General features: G+C 69.7%; 17 protein-coding genes. 9 read left to right on the top strand and 8 right to left on the bottom strand.

Annotated features, from left to right (window positions below):
- Positions 1-15: 15 nt before the first annotated feature.
- Genes CYFUS_RS02130 through CYFUS_RS02115 form a run of 4 tightly spaced genes read right to left on the bottom strand, consistent with a single transcriptional unit; the run spans position 16 to position 2,735 of the window.
- Complete coding sequence (locus CYFUS_RS02130; RefSeq protein ID WP_198316432.1) at positions 16-1,434, bottom strand: globin-coupled sensor protein; 1,419 nt, start codon at positions 1,432-1,434, stop codon at positions 16-18.
- 26 nt (positions 1,435-1,460) lie between these two features.
- Positions 1,461-1,967, bottom strand: coding sequence for a chemotaxis protein CheW (locus tag CYFUS_RS02125; protein WP_095983695.1), 507 nt, complete (start codon positions 1,965-1,967; stop codon positions 1,461-1,463).
- Positions 1,957-2,358, bottom strand: coding sequence for a chemotaxis protein CheW (locus CYFUS_RS02120; protein WP_095983694.1), 402 nt, complete (start codon positions 2,356-2,358; stop codon positions 1,957-1,959). Before CYFUS_RS02120 ends, CYFUS_RS02125 begins: the two co-directional genes overlap by 11 nt.
- Positions 2,355-2,735, bottom strand: a complete 381-nt coding sequence (locus CYFUS_RS02115; RefSeq protein WP_095983693.1) for a response regulator — start codon at positions 2,733-2,735, stop codon at positions 2,355-2,357. The genes CYFUS_RS02120 and CYFUS_RS02115 overlap by 4 nt, the downstream gene beginning before the upstream one ends.
- A 245-nt stretch (positions 2,736-2,980) precedes the next feature.
- Here CYFUS_RS02115 and CYFUS_RS02110 point away from each other — a divergent pair, with 245 nt between their 5' ends.
- The gene (locus tag CYFUS_RS02110; protein WP_095983692.1) at positions 2,981-3,892 is read left to right on the top strand and encodes a flagellar motor protein MotB; all 912 of its coding nucleotides are present in this window, start codon (positions 2,981-2,983) and stop codon (positions 3,890-3,892) included.
- A gap of 26 nt (positions 3,893-3,918) precedes the next feature.
- Here CYFUS_RS02110 and CYFUS_RS02105 read toward each other — a convergent pair whose 3' ends face one another.
- The 3 genes from CYFUS_RS02105 to CYFUS_RS02095 all read right to left on the bottom strand — a co-directional run bounded on the left by CYFUS_RS02105 (position 3,919) and on the right by CYFUS_RS02095 (position 8,511).
- Complete coding sequence (locus CYFUS_RS02105) at positions 3,919-5,295, bottom strand: NAD(P)/FAD-dependent oxidoreductase (protein WP_095983691.1); 1,377 nt, start codon at positions 5,293-5,295, stop codon at positions 3,919-3,921.
- A 115-nt stretch (positions 5,296-5,410) separates the two neighbouring features.
- On the bottom strand, positions 5,411-6,802 hold the full coding sequence (locus tag CYFUS_RS02100; protein ID WP_095983690.1) for a M24 family metallopeptidase: 1,392 nt from the start codon (positions 6,800-6,802) through the stop codon (positions 5,411-5,413).
- A 38-nt stretch (positions 6,803-6,840) separates the two neighbouring features.
- On the bottom strand, positions 6,841-8,511 hold the full coding sequence (locus CYFUS_RS02095) for a Kelch repeat-containing protein (protein ID WP_095983689.1): 1,671 nt from the start codon (positions 8,509-8,511) through the stop codon (positions 6,841-6,843).
- A 343-nt stretch (positions 8,512-8,854) separates the two neighbouring features.
- Between CYFUS_RS02095 and CYFUS_RS02090 the strand changes: the two genes are divergently transcribed.
- From CYFUS_RS02090 to CYFUS_RS02055, 8 genes are all read left to right on the top strand, one after another.
- Positions 8,855-11,074 carry a PhnD/SsuA/transferrin family substrate-binding protein gene (locus CYFUS_RS02090; RefSeq protein WP_095983688.1) on the top strand — a complete coding sequence of 740 codons (2,220 nt, stop codon included), beginning with the start codon at positions 8,855-8,857 and terminating at the stop codon, positions 11,072-11,074.
- 31 nt (positions 11,075-11,105) lie between these two features.
- Positions 11,106-11,786, top strand: a complete 681-nt coding sequence (locus tag CYFUS_RS02085) for a Fe2+-dependent dioxygenase (RefSeq protein ID WP_095983687.1) — start codon at positions 11,106-11,108, stop codon at positions 11,784-11,786.
- Positions 11,787-11,876: 90 nt separating this feature from the next.
- On the top strand, positions 11,877-12,740 hold the full coding sequence (locus CYFUS_RS02080; protein WP_232537305.1) for a TonB family protein: 864 nt from the start codon (positions 11,877-11,879) through the stop codon (positions 12,738-12,740).
- Positions 12,741-12,785: 45 nt separating this feature from the next.
- A complete protein-coding gene (locus CYFUS_RS02075) occupies positions 12,786-14,069 on the top strand; it encodes a PepSY-associated TM helix domain-containing protein (protein ID WP_095983686.1) in 1,284 nt (427 codons plus the stop codon).
- 116 nt (positions 14,070-14,185) lie between these two features.
- Entirely contained in the window at positions 14,186-16,477 is a 2,292-nt protein-coding gene (locus CYFUS_RS02070; RefSeq protein WP_095983685.1) for a TonB-dependent receptor, read from the top strand.
- 714 nt (positions 16,478-17,191) lie between these two features.
- Complete coding sequence (locus CYFUS_RS02065; protein ID WP_095983684.1) at positions 17,192-18,598, top strand: AAA family ATPase; 1,407 nt, start codon at positions 17,192-17,194, stop codon at positions 18,596-18,598.
- Positions 18,595-19,335 (top strand): hypothetical protein, encoded by a 741-nt coding sequence (locus tag CYFUS_RS02060; RefSeq protein WP_157758188.1) that lies wholly within the window; start codon positions 18,595-18,597, stop codon positions 19,333-19,335. The genes CYFUS_RS02065 and CYFUS_RS02060 overlap by 4 nt, the downstream gene beginning before the upstream one ends.
- Positions 19,336-19,499: 164 nt before the next feature.
- The gene (locus CYFUS_RS02055) at positions 19,500-20,288 is read left to right on the top strand and encodes a hypothetical protein (RefSeq protein WP_095983682.1); all 789 of its coding nucleotides are present in this window, start codon (positions 19,500-19,502) and stop codon (positions 20,286-20,288) included.
- Positions 20,289-20,399: 111 nt separating this feature from the next.
- Here the strand turns inward: CYFUS_RS02055 and CYFUS_RS02050 are convergent, their stop codons facing one another.
- Positions 20,400-20,945 carry a hypothetical protein gene (locus CYFUS_RS02050; protein WP_095983681.1) on the bottom strand — a complete coding sequence of 182 codons (546 nt, stop codon included), beginning with the start codon at positions 20,943-20,945 and terminating at the stop codon, positions 20,400-20,402.
- Positions 20,946-21,169: the final 224 nt, after the last annotated feature.

Raw genomic sequence — 21,169 nt, 5'->3', positions numbered from 1 at the left:
CATGGGCAGCGGGCCTCACGCCATCCGGTACTCGGCGGACTTGGGCACCTTGGGCCGAGAGAAGGAATCCACGAGCTGGTTGACGCTCCGGGTCAGGTCATTGAGCTGGTTGGCCGACGTCTCCGTCTGGCCGAGACTCGTGAGCGTGCTGTTCATCGCGTCGCTGATGTCCTCCATCGCCTCGGACACCTGCTGCACGCCGGCGGTCTGCTGGCGCGCGGCGCTGGCGATGAGGCGCGCGGCCGCCGAGGACTCCTCGATGGTGCCCCCGAGCTGCTGGATGCTCTGGCCCGCGCGGTTGGCCAGCTCCACCCCGGCCTCCACCTTGCGCGTGCCCGCCTCGGAGGCCACCACCGCCGAGTTCGTCGCCGACTGGATGCTGCCCAGGAGCTTGCGCACCTGCGCCGTGGCCTGCTTGGACTGATCCGCCAGGCTGCGGATCTCCGTGGCCACCACCGCGAAGCCCCGGCCATGCTCGCCCGCGCGCGCCGCCTCGATGGCGGCGTTGAGCGCCAGGAGCTTGGACTGCTCGGCGATCTCGTTGACCGAGGCGATGATCTCCCCGATCTGCTGCGTCTGCTCGCTCAAGGAGAGGGTCTTGTCCGCGATGGCCTCCACCTGCTCGCGGATCTCCCGCATGCCCTGGATGCACGCCTCCACCGCCTGGCTGCCCAGGCGCGAGGACTCGATGGAGCGCTCGGACACGGTGATGACGGCCTCGGCCTTCTCCAGGGCCTGCATCGACGTGAGGCGCAGCTCGCTCAGGGTGCTCGTCACCTGGGCCACGGCGCTCGCCTGCTGCTGCGCGGCGCTGGTCTGCCGGGACGCGGCATCGAGGATCTCCCCCGAGGAGGACGACAGGCTCACGGACAGGCTCTCCAGCGCGCTCACGAAGCGGCCCACCTGGATGGACTCCCGGTCCGTCATCGCCTCGATATAGGTGTCGATGGCGAGCGACATGTCCAGGCAGATGATCTTCACCAGGGACTGGAGCGTCTCGGACAGCTCCTCGTTGCCCGGCTGGCCCCGCCCCAGCACGATGGGGATGAGCGCGCAGAGGTACTGGCTGTAGGAGCCCACGTACCACATGGGCCCCAGGCCGATGCGCTCGTGCGCCCTGCCCACGCGCAGCCGGTCCTCCACATAGGCCGGGTCGTACCTGCCCTGGAAGAGCTCCAGGAAGTACTGGGACTGGGCGCGCTTGAGGGCCGCGATGTGCGCCTCGCTCTGGAAGTGCGCGCGCATCTCGGCGTGCGACATGAGGTGCGCGTAGAAGCGCTCGATGATGGCGTCGTTGCTCGACTCGGCCACGGGGCGCAGCTCCGCCAGGCGCCGGGCATCATCGTCCGAGAAGCCCAGCACGCGCCTGCGCCGCTCGAGTTCATCCGCGGAGGAGCCCAGACGGCCATCATGGGAAGGGGGAAGGGGAGCCATGGGCGGGAGTCCTTTCGGGGTGAGCGCTAGAAGGCCCGGAAGAAGGCGGGCGTGGAGAAGAGCCGTTCGGGCTCGATGAGCAAGCGCTGGGCGCCAAGCACTCCACGAAAGCACACCCCGCGCTCCCCGAGCAGCACCGGCACGGCGACAAGCTGCCCGGCCTCCCGCCGCTCGATCCCCTCCACGGCGTCGGCCACCAGCCCCAGACGCGCCCCCCGGTGCTCCACCACCACCAGCCATTCCCCGAGCGAGCGAGCAACCGGCTCCGGCGCCCACCAGCCCGCCAGGTCATGCGCGCTGAGCAGCTCGCCCCGGAATTGGAAGATACCCACCACCACGGGCGAGGCCCCGGGCACACGCGCGACATGGCCCCGCGGCCGCACCTCGCGCAAGCTCTCCAGGGGGAGCGCGTACTGGCCCGTGCCCCGGCTGAAACACAGGTGCTCGACCACCTCGAGCACCTCGGGCGCGCCGCGCGCCGCGTACCGGGCAGCGCGCCGGCGCAGCAGCGCCTCGTCCGGCTCACCCGCCATGCGCCGCCACCTCGCCGGGCTCCAGCACGCTGAAGACTTCCTCCCCCACCAGCGCCATCCGCCGCGTCCGGCCTCCCCCCACCGGGCGCGGCGCGAGCGCCTGCTCGGGAAGGAAGAGCACCTCGTGGGCCTCGTCCACGATGAGCCCCACCCGCGTACCTCCGGCCTCGCGCAGCACGAGGATGAGCCGCGAGGGCTCCAGGGGGGCCTCGGGCCCGTTGCCATCGAAGACGGGAACCAGCTCGCCGCGCAGGTTGAGCACGCCCCGGCACCCACCCTCCTGCCCCTCCACCCGGGACAGGGTCATCATCGGAACCACCTCCTGCAGATCTTCCACCCGCACGAGCCACCGCCGGCTCCCGGTGGAGACACGCACGAGCGGCTGGTTCATCCCAGCGCCCTGGCCGTGCGGCGCAACGCGCTGTTGATGATGCAGCGCGCGGCGTCCGAGGAGGCGCCCTTGGGGATGATGCCCACCGCGCCCACCTGCTGCGCCGCGGCCTCCATCTCCTGCCACGGCAGGCAGGAGTGGATGATGAGGGACAGGCGCCGCTGCTGGACGCGGCGCATGAACGCCGCCCACTCCACCCCGGGCAGGCTCGGCATCTGCAAGTCCAGGAGGATGAGATCCGGCCGCATGCTGCTCAGGTATCCCGTCAGCTCCGACACGGTGTCGACCGTCTCCACGACATGCCCGTCGTCCATGAGGAGCCGGGACATCGACAAGGCGACCGTGGGACTGTCATCGATGACGAGAATGCGGGCCATGGCTTTCCCTGGAGCGGTTCAACGGGGAGATTCTCTTCCAAAACCGGAAAGGAACTGAAGCTCCGAGAAACTTGATAATGCCCGGGACAATTGTCTGCTGCTCCCGTCCTCCTACCTATCTTGCACTGACCACTGGGGGTCAATCCCGGAGCGGGGCGTCGGAGGTCCGCGGTCGCGAAGTGTTGGCTTGGAGAAACTGGGCGAACCTGCCGAAGATGAGCGCCTCGATCAGGAGACCCGAACCCGTGATCCTCCGATGGGTTGTACCGCTCGCCGTCCTGCTCCTCGCTGGCGTGGGCGAGGCCCAATCACCCCCCACCCTGCCCACCTTCGAGCTGCAACGCCTGCACCTGGAGCCCTCCGGACTGGGCTCGCTCGTGGTGGGCACGGGCCGCACGCTGGCGCCCGGCGTCGTGCGGGTGTCACTCCAGGGCCACTACGAGCACCTCCCGCTGAACTTCCTGCGCACCTGGGATCCGGGCGTCAACACGTCTGGGCTGGTGGAGAACAAGTTCTCCGGGCATGTCGCCGCGGCCGTGGGAGTGCTGCCCTGGCTGCAGTTCGGCGCGCATCTGACCTACATCGTCGGCCAGCGCGGACAGCGCTTCATGGACCTGACACCGCCCGAGGGAGGAGGCCTCGACGAGCCCTGGCTGGTGGTGCGCGCGGCGCTGTGGCGCATGAGCGAGGGGGCTCCGGTGAACGTGGCGGCGGAGCTCGCGTCCGCGCTGCCCGTGGGACGGACGGAGCTGCTCGGCCGGGACCGCTACGCGCTGGCGCCCCGGCTCCAGGCCGGATTCGTGGGCGAGGGCTTCCAGGTGGGCGGCGAGGTGGGTGCCCTGCTGCGCCCCCGGTATGACCTGTCTCCCCTCACCCGCCGGGAGCACGACGTGATGGGCAGCGAGCTGCGCCTGGGTGCCACCGTCACCTCGCGAGGACAGAACGACACCGCCACCCGGCCCGAGGTGAGCGTGCTCCTCAACGTGCCGCTCCAGGGCGGGCGGACCAGCGCCGAGGTGCTCATCGGCGTGCGCAAGCACCTCGGGCCGGGCGTGGCGCTCTACTTCCTGGGCGGCCCCGGACTGGGCAGCGCCATCGACATGCCCTCCCTGCGGCTGCTGGCGGGCGCCGCCTTCGCCACGGGCGAGGCCGACTGACGGGCCCCACCCGGCGTCCTGGCGCTTCAGTGAACGGGAGAAGCCCCCGCGTCGTGCGCGGGTGGAGGGGGCGCCGCCTCGGGGAGCGGGAGCGCGGGAGGCTCGGCGTTCTTGGAGAACGGTGGCAGGTGCGGCGCGTACGCGCCGGTGATGAGCCGCACGTCGCGCCCCCGGGTGAGGAAGGTGAAGGCCCAGTTGAGCATCACCGCCAGGCGGTTGCGGAAGCCCACGAGGTAGGCGATGTGGATGCCGGCCCACATCATCCACGCCGGCAGGCCGCTCATCTTCAGCTTGTTGAAGACGAGGCCCACGGCGTAGCCCCGGCCGATGACGGCGAAGCTGCCCTTGTCCGCGTAGTGGAAGGGTCGCAGGGGCTTGCCCTCGAGGCGCAGGCGGATGTTCCTCGCCACGTGCCGGCCCATCTGCATGGCCGCCGGGGCGATGCCCGGCACGGGCTTGCCGTCCTGCACGAGCGACGCCACGTCCCCCAGCACGAAGATGTCCTCGTGGCCGGGCACCGTGAGCGTGGCATCCACCTTCACGCGGCCCGCCTTGTCGAGCGGCACGTCGAGCGAGCGCACGAGCTTCGAGGCCGCCACGCCCGCGCCCCAGAGCACCGTGCGCGCGGGAATGCGCTGCTCGCCCACGCTCACGCCCCGCTCGTCCACGCCCGTCACCATGGAGCCGGTGTGCACCTCCACGCCCAGCTTCTCCAAATCCTTGCGCGCCTTCTCCGAGAGCGGCTCGGGGTACTGGGTGAGCACGCGCGGCAGGCCCTCCAGGAGCAGCACGCGGGCCTTGGTGGTGTCGATGCGGCGGAAGTCGCGGGGCAGCGAGTGGCGCAGCATGTACGAGATGGCTCCCGCCAGCTCCACGCCCGTGGGGCCACCGCCGATGATGACGAAGGTGAGCCACTCGGCCTGGAGCGAGGGATCCGTCTCGCGCTCGGCGGCCTCGAGCGACAAGAGGACGCGCTCGCGGATGGCCACCGCGTCGTTGAGCGTCTTGAGGCCCGGGGCGACGTTGGCCCACTCGGGGTGGTTGAAGTACGAGTGCGTGGCGCCCGTGGCGAGCACCAGCGTGTCATAGGGCACCTCGCCGCCGTCGCACACGAGCACCTTGCGCGCCGCGTCCACCGAGCGCGCCTCGGCCAGCAGCACCTGGGTGTTGCGACCGCGCAGGATGCTGCGGATGGGCGCGGAGATGTCCGCGGGGCTGAGCACGGCGGTCGCCACCTGGTAGAGCAGTGGCTGGAAGAGGTGGTGGTTGTAGCGATCCACCACCGTCACCTTGACGGGGGCCTTCTGCAGCTTGCGCGCGGCCTGGAGTCCCCCGAAGCCCGCCCCGACGATGACGACGTGATGCTGATCCTTGTGGTCCATGGCCCCAAGAGTGGAGACCATCGGCCAGATCGACCACCTGCCGCGCCGCGTCAGGTTTATTTCCGGATAATCGGGCGTCCGCCCGCCTCCCTGGCTGGCGGGTCCGCCAGGTCCCTCGCCCGGCCCCGGGCGGCCTTCAGCGCACCAGATGGAAGGCCGTCTGCCGCGAATGGGCCCAGTGCACGCGGCCCTCGGCGTCGAGGATGACGTCCTCCTCCTGCGCCGAGCGCACGCGCTGCCCATCCCACTCGGGCACGGGGCTCGTCACCTGGAGCTCGATGGAGAACCACGAGGAGGGCATCACCCGGTGGTCCCCATTGCCCGGCACGCCCTCCTGCCGGTCCCACAGGCCAATCATCGGCCCCGCCCCATGTCCGTTCAGGCCAATGGGGTGCGAGTACACCGTGCCGTCGAGCCCCTCGGCCTTCATGCGCTCGCGCGAGGCGCGGAGGATCTCATTGCCCGTGCGGCCCGGGCGCAGCTCCTCGACGACGATGTCCTGCAGCCGGTTGGAGCGCGCGAGCGCCTGCTTCAGCCCCGCGGGCACGTCCGTCTCGCCCTCGCGCAGCACGTAGCCCATGTGCTGGGTGTCCGTGTTGAGCCGCAGCGCCGTCACCCCGAAGTCGCAGTGCAGCACGTCGCCCCGCTCGATGACGGGCGACTCGCCCAGGTCCTGCTCCGTCCTGCCCCGCCGCTGCACCTCCACCGACGGCTGGAACCACGTGCCCAGGCCCAGGTCGTTCACCCGCTGGCGCATCCACCACACCACGTCGCTCGTGCGCGTCTTGCCCGGCTGGATGACCTCGCTGGAGAACCCCGTCTGGATGATGTCCCACGCGAGCCGGGTCAGCTCCGTGTAGAAGCGCGCCTCGTCCGCGCCGCGCCACCCGAGCACGTCCACCGCGAGCCCCTCGGCGGGCTTCATCCGGGACATCCACTCGGGGCCCAGCGCCCCGGCCATGCCCTCGTACTCGCCATGCGTCAGCCCGTCCGCGAAGGCGAACGTGCGCGACACGTCGATGGCGATGCTCTTCGGCTGCCGCTCCTCGAGCACCGTCTTGAGCATCTGCCATTGATCCGGGCCCCACAGCTCCGCCTGCCGCGTGGTGCCCCCTCTGTCCACCTGCTGGACCGCGCGGCGCGACTCGTACACACCGCCCTGCGTGCCGCCCCCCAACGCGAGCCGCCCCACGCCCCGCTCCGGGCCGCGATCATGGAAGACGTAGATGGTGCGGCGGCGCGCGGCGAACGTCGTGGGCGCCACGAGCGCCGGGAAGACGGGATCCTCGTTGTACTCGCGCATGGAGACCACCCACATCTCCACGCCGTACTGGCGCATGAGCGCGGGCAGAGCCTCGTCCATCCGCTCGCGCAACCACGCCTGTTGCCGCTCGGCCTGCTCGCGCAGGGTGCCAAAGGGACGCTCGGGCGTGGCGGGAGACACCGGGCGCGCGGCGGGCGCGGTGACGGCGCAGGCGGAGGAGAGGAGGAAGAGAGGGGCGAGAAGCCGGAGCCAGGGAGTCATCATGGGCCGCGCAGCTTCGCACGCGGCCCCCGCCCCCGCGCTCACCGCGTGGTGAAGACGAGATCATCCACGTCGTCGAAGACGCCCTCCGGACACGGCTCGGCGCTGCCCGCGTAGCGGAACACGCCCCGGAGTGCCTGCAACGTCCCCACCGGCAACACGTACGTGGCCGTCAGCACCTGGGCCCCCGCGCGGCCCGGCGTGAGCGTCGCCAGGTGCATCCACTCCGGAGCGCGCGCATCCGCCGCGGCGTACAGGTCCAACCGGTTCACTCCCGGCCGCGCGTACGCCCACACCGTGGCCTCCACCCGCACGCGCCTTCCCGGTGACAGCCCCTCCCGCTCCTCGGCGATCACCCGCAGACCATCGAGCGCCTCGTCCCGCGCGTGCGTGCCCCCCTGCCCGTCCGCGCACGAGCCACCCAACGTGTTGGGCGCGTGGGGCTCCGGACCGAGCAGCCCGCGTCCCGCCAACAGGCCCACCGAGTCACACCCGGCGCCCGCCTCGCCACACCGGGGCACGCCCAACACGGCATCGAACACGGCGCGCTCCACGCCACACCCCTCCTCGCCACACCGGGGCGCCTCCTCGCAGGGGCCGCACGACAACGTGCCCCCACAGCCATCCGGCGGCTCGCCACACGCGCGGCCCGCGCTCGCGCACGTCAAGGGCAGACACCGCTCCGGCACATACCGCTCGCTCACGGGCGGGCCCCCCGTCGGCTCGCTCGAGCCACCCACCACCAGCACCGCGCCATCCGGCTGGGGCACCAGCACCGCTCCCCTGCGCGCCGCCCCGAGCGACGGCTCCACGCTCCAGGTGTCCGACACCGGGTCGTACGTCTCCACCGACGCGAGCGCGCCCTTCTTCATGTGGAAGCCGCCCGCCACCCGCACGCGTCCATCCTCCGTCACCATCGCCCCATGCCCCTCGCGCGGCACGCCGGGCGACGCCACCTGCCGCCACTCACCGCTCGCCGGGTCGTACACCTCCGCCGTGGCCGCCGCGCGCGCCGTCGTGCCCCCCACCACCAGCACCCGCCCATCCGGCAGACGCGTCACCGAGTGTCCCGAGCGGTGCGTGCCCGCCGCGCCCCCCACCGGGCCCGCCTTGCGCCACTGGCCGCTGGCCGGGTCGTACAGCTCCGCGAGCAGTCCGCCCACGAAGAGCACCTCGCCGCTGTCGAGCACCACCGCCGTCCCCGCGCCCTGCCGCGACGACGCCGGCGAGCCCGTGCGCGTCCACCGGCCCGTCGCCGGGTCGTACAGCTCCGCCGAGCGCACCGGGAGCCGATCCGCGTCCACACCGCCCGCCACCAGCACCCGACCATCCGGCAACACCACCGCCTCCGCCTCCGCGCGCGCCTCGGTCAGGTCCGCCACGCGCGACCACCGGCCCGTCGCCGGCTCGTACACCTCGCAGCTCGCCAGCACGCCCGAGGCCGACACGCCCCCCACCACCAGCACCCGCCCGTCCGCCATCCGCACCGCGGCGGGGTGGCGCCGGGCGGTGCGCATCGCCCCCGTGGTCCGCCAGGAGCCCGTGCCGGGCTCGTACGCCTCACAACCCGCGAGCGCCCGGCCGCCCTCCTGCCCTCCCACCGCCAACACCCGGCCGCCCTCCAGCGCCACGAGCGGCCCCCCGGCCCAAGCCGGGAGGCACACGAACAGCAGCGCGAAGAGCGCCCACGCGGCGCACCCAACCCTCGTCATGACCTGGTCCTCCCCTCTTCGGGTGAAGGACGGTCGTACCCTCCGGGTCTGACATCTCCGGGGCGGACTTTCCCAGTGATTCCAATGGTTTATCTCCCGACATCCCACCCACTCCGGCGGTGGGACGAGGGGCCCTGCCGCGTCGCGTCGCCTCGCGTCGGAGCAGGGTGGATCCACGGCGGAGCGAGCGTCGTCCGGGCACCGAGGAAGGGAGCGTGGAGGGCTCGGACCCGGCCTGGGGGTGAGATGCGCGCGCCCTGGATGTCCGGCATGATCCGCCGTCTCCGCGCGGAGGGGGACGCTTCCGCTCTCCGATCGGAGTCCATCAGGAGAGATCCCGCCCATGAGCCTGACGGCCACGCCCATCCGCTTTCTTCTCTCGCCCTCGCTGGGAGAGGTGAAGGAGCACGTGCGTGCCGAGCTGTTCAGCCGGGCGCTCGCCCAGCGGCTGGGACGCCCCATCCTGGTGGAGATCGCGCCGTCCTACGAGGTGTTGGAGCGGGAGCTGGCCGCGGAGCGGGTGGAGCTGGTCTGGGGCACCGCCGAGCAATGCACCCACTTCGAGTCGCGCGCCCGGGCGGTGCTGCGCGCGGTGCGGGCCGGACAGGGCAGCTACTACTCGGCGCTGCTGTGCCGGGCGTCGCGGCCGCTCACGTTGGGCACGCTCGAGGGCACGCGCGCCGCCTGGGTGGCCCCGCGCTCCACGGCGGGCTACCTGCTGCCCACGCGCTACCTCACGGAGAGTGGCCATCCTCCCGCGGACACCTTTCGCGAGGAGCGCTTCTTCGGCACCTACCGCAAGGCCCTGCTGGCGGTGCTCGAGGGCGAGGCGGACGTGGCCGCCATCTATGCGAGCCACCCCGAGGAGGACACCGTACGTGCCTACCTCGCCGAGCACCTGGGCGCGGACGAGCGCCAGCTCCTGCCCTTCGCCTACACCCACGCCACGCCCGCCGACGGACTCATCATCACCTCCCGCCTGAGCGAGGCGGACACGGCCACGCTGGTGTCCGTGCTCACCTCGCTCGCCGGCAGCACGGGCGGACTCGAGCCGATGCTGGGCCTCTTCGACAGCGAGGGCTTCGTCCTCGCCTCGGAGGCCACCCCGCGCCCCCACATGCCCCGCGCCGTGCGGCAGACGGACTACCTGGCGGCGGAGGTGGATGCCGAGCAGCGCTGCCTGCGTCTCTGGACGCCCACGGGCAGGGCGTTCGGGCGGGACGTGCGCGAGGCGGAGGGACGGCCCCTGGGGGAGGCCCTCGGCATGGAGGCGGGAGGCGCGTTGGCGGCGCTCGCGCGCTCGGCGCGGCACAGTGGTGGCGGCCGGGTGGAGTACCGCCTGGAGGTGGAGGGGGAGACACGCTGGTTCGCGGCCGAGGCCACCCTGCGGACTCCCACGGACCCCGCGCGGGAGGCCACCACGGCGGTGCTGGTGTGCGACGTCACCGAGCTGCGCGCCCAGGAAGAGCGACTCTACCGCCTGGCCTCCTTCTCACTGCTGCACCCCGAGCCCATGCTGGAGTTGGGCCCGGACGGCGTCCTGCACTACGCCAACCCCGCGGCGCACAAGGCCTTCACGGACTTGTTCCCGCGCGGCCCCCGACATCCGGTGGTGGAGGCCTCGCTCGCGGCGGCCCGGCGCGCCTCGACGGGCGACACGCCGAGCGTCCACTGGGAGGGCCGCCACTGGGAGCTGACGGTGACGCACCTGGTGGACCCCGAGCGCCTGCGGGTGTTCGCCAAGGACGTGACGGTGCGCAAGCAGATGGAGGCGCAGCTCTTCAAGGCGGACCGGCTGGCGGCACTGGGCTCGCTGGCCGGAGCGGTGGGCCACGAGATGGGCAATCCCCTCGCCTACATGCTGGCCAACATCGGCTTCGCGCGCGAGGAGCTCACGCGCGTGGCGGAGGTGCTGCGCTCCCAGGACCATGCCCTGTCCACGGAAGTGGCGGACGTGCTCGAGGCGCTGACCGAGGCGGCCGATGGCGCCCACCGGCTGAAGACGATCGTCCAGGACCTGCGCATGCTGTCGCGCGCACCGCCGGAGCAGCACAAGACGGTGGACGTCATCCCCCTGCTGGAGCACGCACTGAGCCTGGTGCGGGTCGAGCTGCGCCACCGGGCGCGGTTGGAGACGGACTTCCAGCCGGTGCCTCGGGTGGAGGGCGATGAATCCCGGCTGACCCAGGTGTTCGTGAACCTGCTGCTCAACGCGCTGCAGGCCATGGACGAGCCGGACGCGACGAACAACGTGCTGCGGGTGGCGGCGTACACGGCGGAGACGGGCGAGCTGGTGGTGGAGATAAAAGACACCGGCCGGGGCATGTCCCCGGAGGTGGTCGCGCGCATCTTCGAGCCCTTCTTCACCACGCGCCGCACGAGCACGGGCCTGGGGTTGTCGGTGAGCCACGCCATCGTGACGGGGCTGGGCGGCACGCTGCGCGCGGACAGCCGCGAGGGCGAGGGCACGCTGCTGACGGTCATGCTGCCCGCCGCCCAGGAGATGAGCCTGCTCGAGACCGGGTTCGGCGACGAACCGGACCGCGCCGCCGAGGGCAAGTGACGCCAGAGCCGGGGGTGGTTACAACCCGCCCATGCTGGTGCACATCCCCCACGTCCTCACGGCCGCCCAGGTCGCCCACTGCCGCGACGTCTTCGCCCAGGCCCCCTGGGAGGACGGCCGCGCCACCGCCGGCCACCAGTCCGCGCGGGTGAAGCAGAACCTGCAACTGCCCGAGCACAGCCCCCAGGCGCGCGAGCTGGGAGAGCTCGTGCTCCGGGGCCTCGAACAGAGCCCCCTGTTCATCTCCGCCGTGCTGCCCCAGCGCGTCTTCCCCCCGCTCTTCAACCGCTACGAGCCGGGGATGACCTTCGGCTCGCACGTGGACAACGCCATCCGGCCCCTCGCCGGCACGCCCCTGCGCCTGCGCACCGACGTCTCCGCCACGCTCTTCCTGTCCGATCCCGACAGCTATGACGGCGGCGAGCTCGTCGTGGAGGACACCTATGGCAGCCACTCGGTGAAGCTGCCCGCCGGAGACCTCATCGTCTACCCGGCCTCGAGCCTCCACCACGTCACCCCGATCACCCGCGGCGCCCGGCTCGCATCCTTCTTCTGGGTGCAGAGCATGGTGCGCGACGTCTCCCAGCGCTCCCTGCTCTTCGACCTCGACATGGCCATCCGCCAGCTCAACCAGGAGGTCCCTCACAGCCCCACCCTCGTCGTGCTCACCGGCGTCTACCACAACCTCCTCCGCCAATGGGCCGACCCCTGAGCGCTCCTTCTGGGACCGTCAACTTCCGCTCCCTACCCTCGTTGACGCCCCCAGCATCGTGGGATATTGCTCGTGCGATCAGAAATGAGAATGATTCTCAATTTCCCCGTTGAGATGCCCACGTCCGGTACCGACAGCGCGAGCGTCCCTCCGGTCCGTGAGCGGCTCTTCCGCATGGGCGAGGCGCCGCGGAGTGGAGGCGAGCGGGAGCGCTGGGGCTGGGCCCTGCTGCTCGCGGCGCTCGTGCACGGGGGACTCGCGGGAGTGACGGCGGTGGGGCTGACGCATCCCTCCGCGCCCCGGGAGGCAGCGCCCGAGGAGCCGGAGCTGGTGTTCATGCACTTCGCGCCCCCGCCTCCGCCGGCCGCCAGCGCCACGCCCACGCGCGCGGTGCAGCCCGAGCGGGTGAAGTCCCGCCCGCGCACGCCCACCCCGCGCCCGGTCTTCCCGCGCGTCATTCCCCAGGAGACCCTCCCCGAGAAGCCCGTCGAGACGCCCTCCGAGCCCGAGCCGGTCGCGTCCGAGCCGGAAACAGCCGCCGAGCAAACCCCGGCCCAGGAGCTGGCCATGGACGGCGCGGGCGTGGGCAACACCGTGGCGGGGGTGCTCGGAGGCGTGTTGGGTGGACAGGAGGGCGGACTGGTGGGAGCCACCGGGGGCGCGCTCGAGCTGAAGCAGGTGGCGAGCCCGCCGCGGGTGCTCCAGCAGGTCAAACCCCAGTATCCCCGCTCGGCCCGGAACGATGGCATCGAGGGACTCGTCCTCGTGCGCGTCATCATCGGTGTGGACGGACGCATCGAGCCCGGCAGCACGCGGGTGGTGCGCTCCGTGGCGGCGCTGGATGCCGCGGCCGTCTCCGCCGTCAGCCAGTGGCGCTTCTCTCCGGCGCTGGGCCGTCAGGGCCGCCCGGTGCGCGTCATCGTCGAGATTCCCGTCCAGTTCTCCTTGAAGTGAAGCACGCGCAGGAGGGCTCTCCCCCTTCCGCGCGCACGAGCAGCCATGCGCCTCAGTGTCCACACCCTCGTCTTCTGGCCCCACCTGATCGCGGGCCTCCTCGCCGGGCTCATCATCGCGGTCATGTCCTTCACGGGCATCGCGCTCGCCTTCGAGCATGAAATCCTCGACTGGGCGGACCAGGAGACGCGGCGCGTGGAGGTGCCCTCGCCGGGCGCGCCCCGCCTGCCTGTCGACGAGCTGCTCGCGCGCGTGCGCACCGCCCGCCCCGGAGCACAGCCCTCGGCGGTGACGGAGTACCCCGAGCCCACGCTCGCCGTGACGGTGAGCACCGGCCGCACCGGGGGCGTCTACGTGAATCCCTACACGGGCGAGGTGCGCGACTGGGGTGCCACGGGCTGGCGCTCGTTCTTCCACCTCATGGAGGACTGGCACCGGTGGCTGGGCGCGCAGGGCGACAACCGCCCCATCGGCAAGGCCATCACCGGCGCGAGCAACGCCATCTTCCTCGCGCTCGCGGTGACGGGCCTCTACCTGTGGTGGCCGCGCAAGTGGACGTGGCGCACCGTGCGGCCCGCGCTGTGGTTCCGGCGCGGCCTCAAGGGCAAGGCGCGCGACTGGAACTGGCACAACGTGATCGGCTTCTGGCTGCTGCCGGCGCTCATCGTCATGACGGCCACGGGCATGGTCATCTCCTACAAGAGCGTCTCGGACCTCGTCTTCAAGCTCGCGGGAGAGACGCCTCCCGCCACCGGGGGACCACCGCCCGGGCCCACCATCCAGGTGCCCACGCCTCCGCCGGGGAGCACACCGCTGCCGCTCGAGGCGGTCTTCGCCCAGGCCCGCCAGCAAGTGCCCGCCTGGGAGAACATCACCCTGCGGCTGGGCGGTGGCGGACCTCCGCGCGGCAACGCGCCCGCGCGCGGTCCGGGAGCGGATCCCCGGCCCGGCGGCAACGAGGGCCCGGGGGAAGCACGCAAGCCCGCCGCCCCCTCCGCCCTCACCCTCGCCGTGCGCGAGCCGGGCACCTGGCCTCCCTTCGCGGCGACGCAGGTGTCGTTGGATCCCTACACCGCCCGGGTGCTGCGCCAGGACGCCTTCTCGGACCTCTCCGCGGGCAACCGGACGCGCCGGTGGATGCGCTTCCTGCACACGGGCGAGGCGCTCGGGCTGATCGGCCAGTTCCTCGCCGCCGTCGGCTGCCTGGGTGGCCTCTTCCTCGTGTGGACGGGCTTCACCCTGTCCTGGCGCCGCTTCTTCCCGGGCAAGCGCGCCGCCACCGCCGCCGAAGACACCGCGAGTCCCGAGCGGGTCGAACCCACCGTCTGATCGCCTCTCCCCGCCACCCGTCCTCCGAACCCCCTCGCTCCTCCGACGCGCCCTGACCGGCGCGAGCGGCCGGGGTGCGCCTCGAAGCACCGAACCTCCCCACCCAAGGATCCAACATGTCTTCCAAGATTCACCCCCCTGGCATCCGCGCGACGAAGGGCCTCGCGGGAAGTGTCCGCGGCAGGCTCTGGCCCCTGGGACAGGCCGCGGTGGGCCTCGCCTCGGCGCTCGCGACCGGGGGAGCGCTCGCCCAGGAGTCCACGCCCCCCACCGAGACCCCGCGCACCGAGAGCCCCGCTCCCGCCGCGCCAGCCGCCCCGTCCGAGGGCACGGAGAACACCTTCGTGCTGCCGACGGTGAAGGTGCAGGAGGCGGCGGACCCGCGCGAGTACCACACCGAGCAGAGTGGCCTCACGAGGCTGCCCCAGCCGCTCCTCGACACGCCGCAGTCGGTGACGGTGGTACCCGAGAAGGTCATCGAGGAGCAGAACGCGACGACGGTGCGCGATGCGCTGCGCAACGTGTCCGGCATCACGGTGAGCGCGGGCGAGGGCGGGCGCCAGGGAGACACCTTCAACCTGCGTGGCTTCTCGGCGCAGAGCGACACGTTCCGCGATGGCGTGCGCGACCTGGGCTGGTTCACACGAGACACCTTCAACCTCGGTGGCGTGGAGGTCTTCTTCGGTCCGTCCGCCGTGCTCTTCGGCCGCGGCTCGACGGGAGGCGCCGTCAACCTCACCACGAAGCGTCCGAGCAAGCGCGCCACGAGCAGCGTGAGCCTCACGGGCGGCACGGCGCCCTCGGGCCGACTGGAGGTGGACGTCAACAGTGTGATCAGCGAGCGCGTGCAGGCGCGCATCAACGTGCTCGGGCAGCTCGCCAACATCGCGGGCCGCGATGACGTGAGCGAGAACCGCCTCGGGTTCGCGCCGTCGCTGACGATCGCGCTGGGGCAGAACACGTCGCTGGACTTCGACTACTTCTACCAGCACGAGCAGAGCGTGCCGGACTACGGACATCCCTACTACCAGGGCGGTCCGGTGGGCATCACCTACGGCGTGGGGCGCGACGTCTTCTACGGCGTGAGGGGCGAGGACCGCGAGCGCGTGAACGCCCACGTGGCCACCGCGCGCTTCCAGCACCGTTTCGGCGAGGGGCGAGAGGGCAGCCCGCGGCTGACGAACACGCTGCGCCTGGGTGGCGTGGACCGCTTCTCCCGGCCCACGTCTCCCCGCGGGCTCGTGCCGGCCATCCATCCGGAAACGATCGGCCGTGAGCGCTACCAGACGGACACGGACAACCTCTACCTCATCAACCAGACGGACCTGCGGGGCGAACTCCAGACGGGCATCGTCAAGCAGACGGCGAACATCGGGCTCGAGCTGTCACGGGAGTCGCGGGACCAGTACCGGGACAACCTGACCGCGACGGGCGCCTCGCCGAACCTGCCCGCCGACCTGTTCGACCCGGAGCCCACGCCGGACCTGTCCACCGTCAACCGCGTCTTCTCCGGCTCCAACGAGAGCCGCCAGTGGGACGTGGGCGTGTACGCGGCGGATCAGATGGCCATCTCCCGCTTCGTGGAGGTGCTCGGCTCGGCGCGCGTGGACATCTTCCGCACGCGCTATTCGGCGGTGGACCGGGCGGGCGTGCGCACGAACCTGCAGAACAAGGACACGCTCTTCAACTGGCGCGTGGGGCTCGTGCTGCACCCGCTGGACAAGACGAGCGTGTACGCCATGTACGGCACGTCCGCGAACCCGTCGGCGGAGGCCGGGGCGCTGGCCAACAACAACGCCACGCTCGAGCCGGAGACCAACCAGACGTACGAGATTGGCGCCAAGGCGGAGCTGCTCGAGTCGAGGTTGGGATTGAACGCGTCGGTGTTCCGCATCGAGAAGACGAACGCGCGCGTGGCGAACAGCGATCCCACCCAGCCGCAGCTGGTGCTCGAGGGGGCGCAGCGGGTGCAGGGCTACAACGTGGGGGTGACGGGGCAGATCACGAGTGCCTGGAGGGTGCTGGCCAACTACACGCACCTGGACTCGGACATCCTCGAGCACACCAACCCGTACCTGGTGGGCCAGCCGCTGCCGAACACGCCCAAGCGCAGCCTGTCGCTGTGGACCACGGTGAGCCTCCTGGACGGCCTGACGCTGGGTGGCGGCGCCGTGTACCAGGACGTGACGACGGTGAACAACCCGACCTCGGCGGCGCAGAGCTACAACAAGGTGCCCAACTACTGGCGCTTCGATGCCTTCGCCAGCTACACGCTCTGGGAGCGGCTCGACTTGCAGCTCAACGTGAACAACCTCACGAACAGGCTCTTCTACGACCAGTACTACGCGGGCCAGGCCGTCCCGGCCGCCGCGCGCACGGCGTTCCTCACCGCGCGCGTGCACTTCTAGGCCCGCACGAGTAAGGCGGCGGGGCGGAAGACTGCGACCGCCTCGCCCTTCTTACACGTAGTGGTTCAGGCCATTGGAAATCAACGCGGCCAGCAACGTTGAGCCACCGGGTGGGCAGTGTTCGATCTCCACGTCGGGCACGACCACCAGGGCCTCTTCTAGCGAGAGCGGCTCGTAGTTGGCATGTACGGCACCGTGAGATCTCGCACGCGATAGGCTGGCGTGGCTCGTTCCCGCAGAAGAGCCAGCACACGTTGCCAGGGCTCGGCGTTCCGCGATGCGCGCCGCCATGCCTCACGAGCGCGGAAGTACTCGGGGGTCTCGGTGTACCGCTCATCCGCTGGACTGATACCGCGCGGATGGAATCGTCGAGCGGTTTCGATGAGCGAGGCAAGGCGGGCGCTTGTCATTGTCCATCCGGTGAAATGGGGATGAGCAAGATAAAGGACCCCACGGCCCAGCAGGAGAGAGCAGGCTCGTAATGGTCGCGGCGCGGTCGCGGATAACAAGGACCGGCACGATAAGACCGAACTCAGCTACCCGCCTCCCCATCCCGTGCACGGGACGGCACGATGCCGGGCGGGCTCATGGCTCCCTCTTGTAAACCACGAAACCCACCCCATTGACGAGAGTGCAGCCTGGAATGGGACGGTTCCAACCTTCGTGGTACATCTCCTGCACGTAGCGCCGAGATAGGCAGCCGAGAGGGGCGACATGGCCACGAAAAGCCGGGGAAGAGCACAGCAGGCCAAGAGGGTACGAGCGGGCGCGCGCAAACAGGCCCCCTCGAAGCCTCTGCCCGTGTACTTCCTTTCGTTGACCCTTGAGAACGTGCGCTGCTTCGGACCCATGCAAACCCTGCGGCTCTCCGATGAGCAGGGACGTCCGGCGAGGTGGACGGTGATCCTCGGCAACAACGGCATGGGCAAGACGACCCTGCTGCAGGCCCTCACCATTCTTGAACCCACTTTGTCCAATGCCACTGTGTACGACCACGAAAAACAAACCGAACGGACAGACGTCTACACAGCAAAGGGATTCGTACAGCGCAACCAGTTGTCTTGGACAATGGCTCGCCAAGAGTCAGCCGGTGCCTATTTTTCAGCCAACGTCAGGGCTGGAACTCTGACATCGCCCCAAAACAGGGATGAACATCAAAAACGAATATGGTATAAAATCAATTCAGACGAGATACAGTCCGCAAGATCAATCCAAGAACCCTTCCTGAATCTGGCATGTTACGGCTATGGAGCAACACGCCGAATGGGTGCTGGCTCATTGTCTGTCCCCCAAGAGACCCAACCCAGTGACAGCCTCTTCTTCGAGGATGTGCCATTACGCAATGCGGAAGAATGGCTTCTGCAAGCTGACTATGCAGCCAGCAAGGCATCCCTCACGCAAGATGGAGCTGCCAAGAAGCGTGATCGCATCAAACAACTCCTCATCGGAATTCTCCCCGAGGTAAGCGACCTCCGCTTCGCGACTCCTGACAAGAACAACCCGGCAGCCAGGGTGGAGATAAAGACCCCCTTTGGATGGGTCCCAATGCGGAGCCTGAGTCTGGGATACCGGACGCTCGTGGCCTGGATGGTGGACCTCGCGAGCCGTCTGTTCGAGCGATACCCCGAGAGCCCCAACCCGCTCGCTGAACCGGCGGTGGTCCTCGTGGATGAAATCGATCTCCACCTTCATCCGACCTGGCAGCGACAACTCATCTGCTACTTGACCGAGCGCTTCCCTCAGACCCAGTTCATCGTGACCGCGCACAGCCCGCTCGTCGTTCAGAGTGCCACGGATGCGAACATCGTGGTCCTGAGACGAGAGGGCGACCACGTCGTCATCGACAACGACGTGGAATCCATCCGGGGTTGGCGGGTGGACCAGATCCTCACGAGCGACCTGTTCGGACTGGAGACGGCCCGGCCGCCCCAGCTCGAGGAACTCCTCAAGGAGCGGACCGCGCTCCTCTCCAAGCCACGTCTGACCCAGAAGGACAAAGCCAGACTGAACGAGTTGGAGTCCATGATCGGTCCTCTGCCCGCGGGCGAGACGAAGACCGAGCGCGAAGCCCTCGAACTCATCCAACGCGCCGCAGAGCGACTGAAGGATGGCCGGAAGTGATCCGCATCCGCAAGCCAGCCGAGCCGCCCGAAGTCCTTCGAACGAAAGGAGCGCGCGCCCTGCATGCAATGAGGGCGGCATATTCACGCGCGCCCCGGAGCTACGAGAACGGCAAGAAGTCGTTCGAGTTCGACTCGAGTATCTATGGGCATGAGACCGTCAAGGCGGCGCTCCGGAAAGCACAGCACCTCAAGTGCGCTTTCTGTGAATCGAGCTTCGCCCACATCTCCTACGGAGACGTCGAACACTTCCGCCCCAAGGCGGGATGGCGGCAGAAGGAGAAGGAGCCACTCGGTAGACCCGGCTATTACTGGCTCGCCTACGAGTGGACGAACCTCTTCCTTTCCTGCACGCTCTGCAATCAGCACTTCAAGAGGAACTTGTTCCCCTTGAAGACGCCCAGACGAAGGGCTCGAAGCCACAAGGACAATGTGTCCGCGGAAGACCCCCTGCTGCTCGATCCTGCGGCGGACGACCCCGAAACCTTCATCTCCTTCCGGCAAGAAGTCCCCTACGCCGTGGGGGGCAACAAGCGGGGAGAGACGACGATTCGTACCCTGGGGCTCCGTCGGGAGGAACTGGCCGAGCAACGGAGAAAGCACCTGAGCCATGTGAAAGCACTCCGAAGCCTCGTCAGGCTCGGCGCCCCCGAAGCCGCAGAGGCGCAGATTCTACTCCAACGCATGCAGCAGGACTCCGGTGAATACGCCGCGATGACCCGCGCATTCCTGCGCTGACGTCCGCAAGTCGGTGACGAGCATCTACTGCGCCCTGGGGCTGCCCCCTGGAACAGAAGGACACAAGGCGGCCCTCCAGCGTCCGCACCGTACCCGACAGGACCCACCAAGGGCCTTGACTCGAAAGGTCAAGTCCGCTTCTTTTCGCGGGAAAGGAGTGGCACATGGCGGACGAGAAGCACTGGACGAGCGACAGGTTGGGACCCTTCCACCTCGGCGCGAGCCATGACGACCTGGGACCGGGTCTCGGGCGTCTCTACGAGGCGTGGCACACCGACACGGGAGCCCCGGTGCTGCTGTTGCGGCCCGGTGGGGACGTGAACTGGCAACCCGAGGGCCCCTGGCGGGTCCAACTCTTCTTCGACCCGAACTGGTCCTCCGTCGTGGTGAAGGTGGAGGAGGCCCCCGCCCCGCTCGATGTTTCGGACCTGGCCAACCTCCTCGTGATGACCACCGCGGCGGTCACGCGGGTGGAGGACAATCCCCAGGTGCGGGCCCACCTCGCCGCCTCGCGCGGGGGAGATGCGAAGCCCTCGGCACCGCACACGGGCCGGAAGTCTGTCTTCAGGCAAGAAATGGCGCTCGCGGGTCTCGCCATGCTCTCGCTGGGGCTGGGCGTCTGGCTGTACGTCGAGAAGCATCCCAACACTCCACCTCAGCCCACTGCCAGCCTGGATTCCGGTGTCCGCTCCCCGAAGAAGGCCCCGTACTTCATCGACTCGGAAGAGTCCGGTGCGACCGACATTGCCTATCCCTTGCCCGAGAAGCCCTTCCAGAATCAGTTGATCCCGCCCTGCAATGTCAAAAAACGAGGGGAAGTGGCGATCAACAATGGGTGTTGGGTGGCGCTCGAACAGCGTCCTCCGTGCGAGGACGACCAAGCCGAGTACAAGGGCAAGTGCTACCTGCCCGTCGCGCGGAAGGACCGTCCGCCCCAGTCTGTCCAACCTTGAGGTCACTTCCGCTCGCTCAAGAGCAAGGTGCCACGCGGCCCGGGCAACGCCCCCCATTGCCCGGGCCACGTGAGCATCAACGCCGTCGTGCTCCCTGCTCAGCAGAGGTCATCACTGGGCATCGCGAACGAGCACGAAGGACCAGTGGTCGCTCCCGAAGCCCGGGTTGTCGATGCTTCCCGTCACCACCAGCTGGTTCTGCGGGCCGGCGTAGCACACGACGTTCTGCAACTGCAGCCAGCTGCCGCTCCAGGTGACGGAGCGGAGCCAGAAGCTTCCGCCGCGCGCGACCCACAGGGAGGTGCGATCCTCGTCGCCGTTGCCACGGTCGGTGAACACCTCGGTGAAATCCCCCGTGAACACGTCCGACGTCGCGTTGTACCCGAGCGCGAACGTCGCGCTCTGGGCTGCCGCCGGCGTGTGAAGCGGAGTCGTCTCGATCTGATAGCCCTGCGCCATCGCGAAGTGCGTGAAGCCAAGGGCTCCACGGGCGGTCACCGCGGACCCGATGCCCAGGACCCGCTTGCCGTCGGACCGCGAGGCGTTCAGGAAGGAATCGACGCGGGTGCTGCACGCAATGGGCGCGCTCGCGTACGCAGGCGCCGCGGACAGGGCAATGGCCAGAGCAACACCCGAAATGCTCGATACGACGTTCATGTGGACTTCCTCCAGATATTTCATCGACATGGGATGGAACCGCACTCTCACCGAAGACCCACGCGCCCCCCCTCGAAGACGATCCATCGACTCGTGGGTACCGGTGGAGTGGGCGCTTCATACGTTGGCCCACGTGATGGGAGCGTGACGGACCATGGCCTCGTGACGTTGGTCCGCGTGATGGGCGCGTGACGGACCGTGGCCGCGGATGGAGGACTGCTCGA

Source organism: Cystobacter fuscus (assembly GCF_002305875.1).
GTDB lineage: Bacteria > Myxococcota > Myxococcia > Myxococcales > Myxococcaceae > Cystobacter > Cystobacter fuscus_A.
Note: the sequence above shows the minus strand (reverse complement) of the source record. Positions and strands in the feature narration are given on the sequence as shown.

Bases quoted from the DNA above. Each gene is read 5' to 3' on its own strand.
- CYFUS_RS02080 (WP_232537305.1), top strand. From the start codon at position 11,877: ATGATTCTCAATTTCCCCGTTGAGATGCCCACGTCCGGTACCGACAGC.
- CYFUS_RS02075 (WP_095983686.1), top strand. From the start codon at position 12,786: ATGCGCCTCAGTGTCCACACCCTCGTCTTCTGGCCCCACCTGATCGCG.
- CYFUS_RS02050 (WP_095983681.1), bottom strand. From the start codon at position 20,945: ATGAACGTCGTATCGAGCATTTCGGGTGTTGCTCTGGCCATTGCCCTG.
- CYFUS_RS02120 (WP_095983694.1), bottom strand. From the start codon at position 2,358: ATGAACCAGCCGCTCGTGCGTGTCTCCACCGGGAGCCGGCGGTGGCTC.
- CYFUS_RS02130 (WP_198316432.1), bottom strand. From the start codon at position 1,434: ATGGCTCCCCTTCCCCCTTCCCATGATGGCCGTCTGGGCTCCTCCGCG.
- CYFUS_RS02090 (WP_095983688.1), top strand. From the start codon at position 8,855: ATGAGCCTGACGGCCACGCCCATCCGCTTTCTTCTCTCGCCCTCGCTG.
- CYFUS_RS02115 (WP_095983693.1), bottom strand. From the start codon at position 2,735: ATGGCCCGCATTCTCGTCATCGATGACAGTCCCACGGTCGCCTTGTCG.
- CYFUS_RS02055 (WP_095983682.1), top strand. From the start codon at position 19,500: ATGGCGGACGAGAAGCACTGGACGAGCGACAGGTTGGGACCCTTCCAC.
- CYFUS_RS02065 (WP_095983684.1), top strand. From the start codon at position 17,192: ATGGCCACGAAAAGCCGGGGAAGAGCACAGCAGGCCAAGAGGGTACGA.
- CYFUS_RS02095 (WP_095983689.1), bottom strand. From the start codon at position 8,511: ATGACGAGGGTTGGGTGCGCCGCGTGGGCGCTCTTCGCGCTGCTGTTC.
- CYFUS_RS02105 (WP_095983691.1), bottom strand. From the start codon at position 5,295: ATGGTCTCCACTCTTGGGGCCATGGACCACAAGGATCAGCATCACGTC.
- CYFUS_RS02070 (WP_095983685.1), top strand. From the start codon at position 14,186: ATGTCTTCCAAGATTCACCCCCCTGGCATCCGCGCGACGAAGGGCCTC.
- CYFUS_RS02100 (WP_095983690.1), bottom strand. From the start codon at position 6,802: ATGATGACTCCCTGGCTCCGGCTTCTCGCCCCTCTCTTCCTCCTCTCC.
- CYFUS_RS02085 (WP_095983687.1), top strand. From the start codon at position 11,106: ATGCTGGTGCACATCCCCCACGTCCTCACGGCCGCCCAGGTCGCCCAC.
- CYFUS_RS02125 (WP_095983695.1), bottom strand. From the start codon at position 1,967: ATGGCGGGTGAGCCGGACGAGGCGCTGCTGCGCCGGCGCGCTGCCCGG.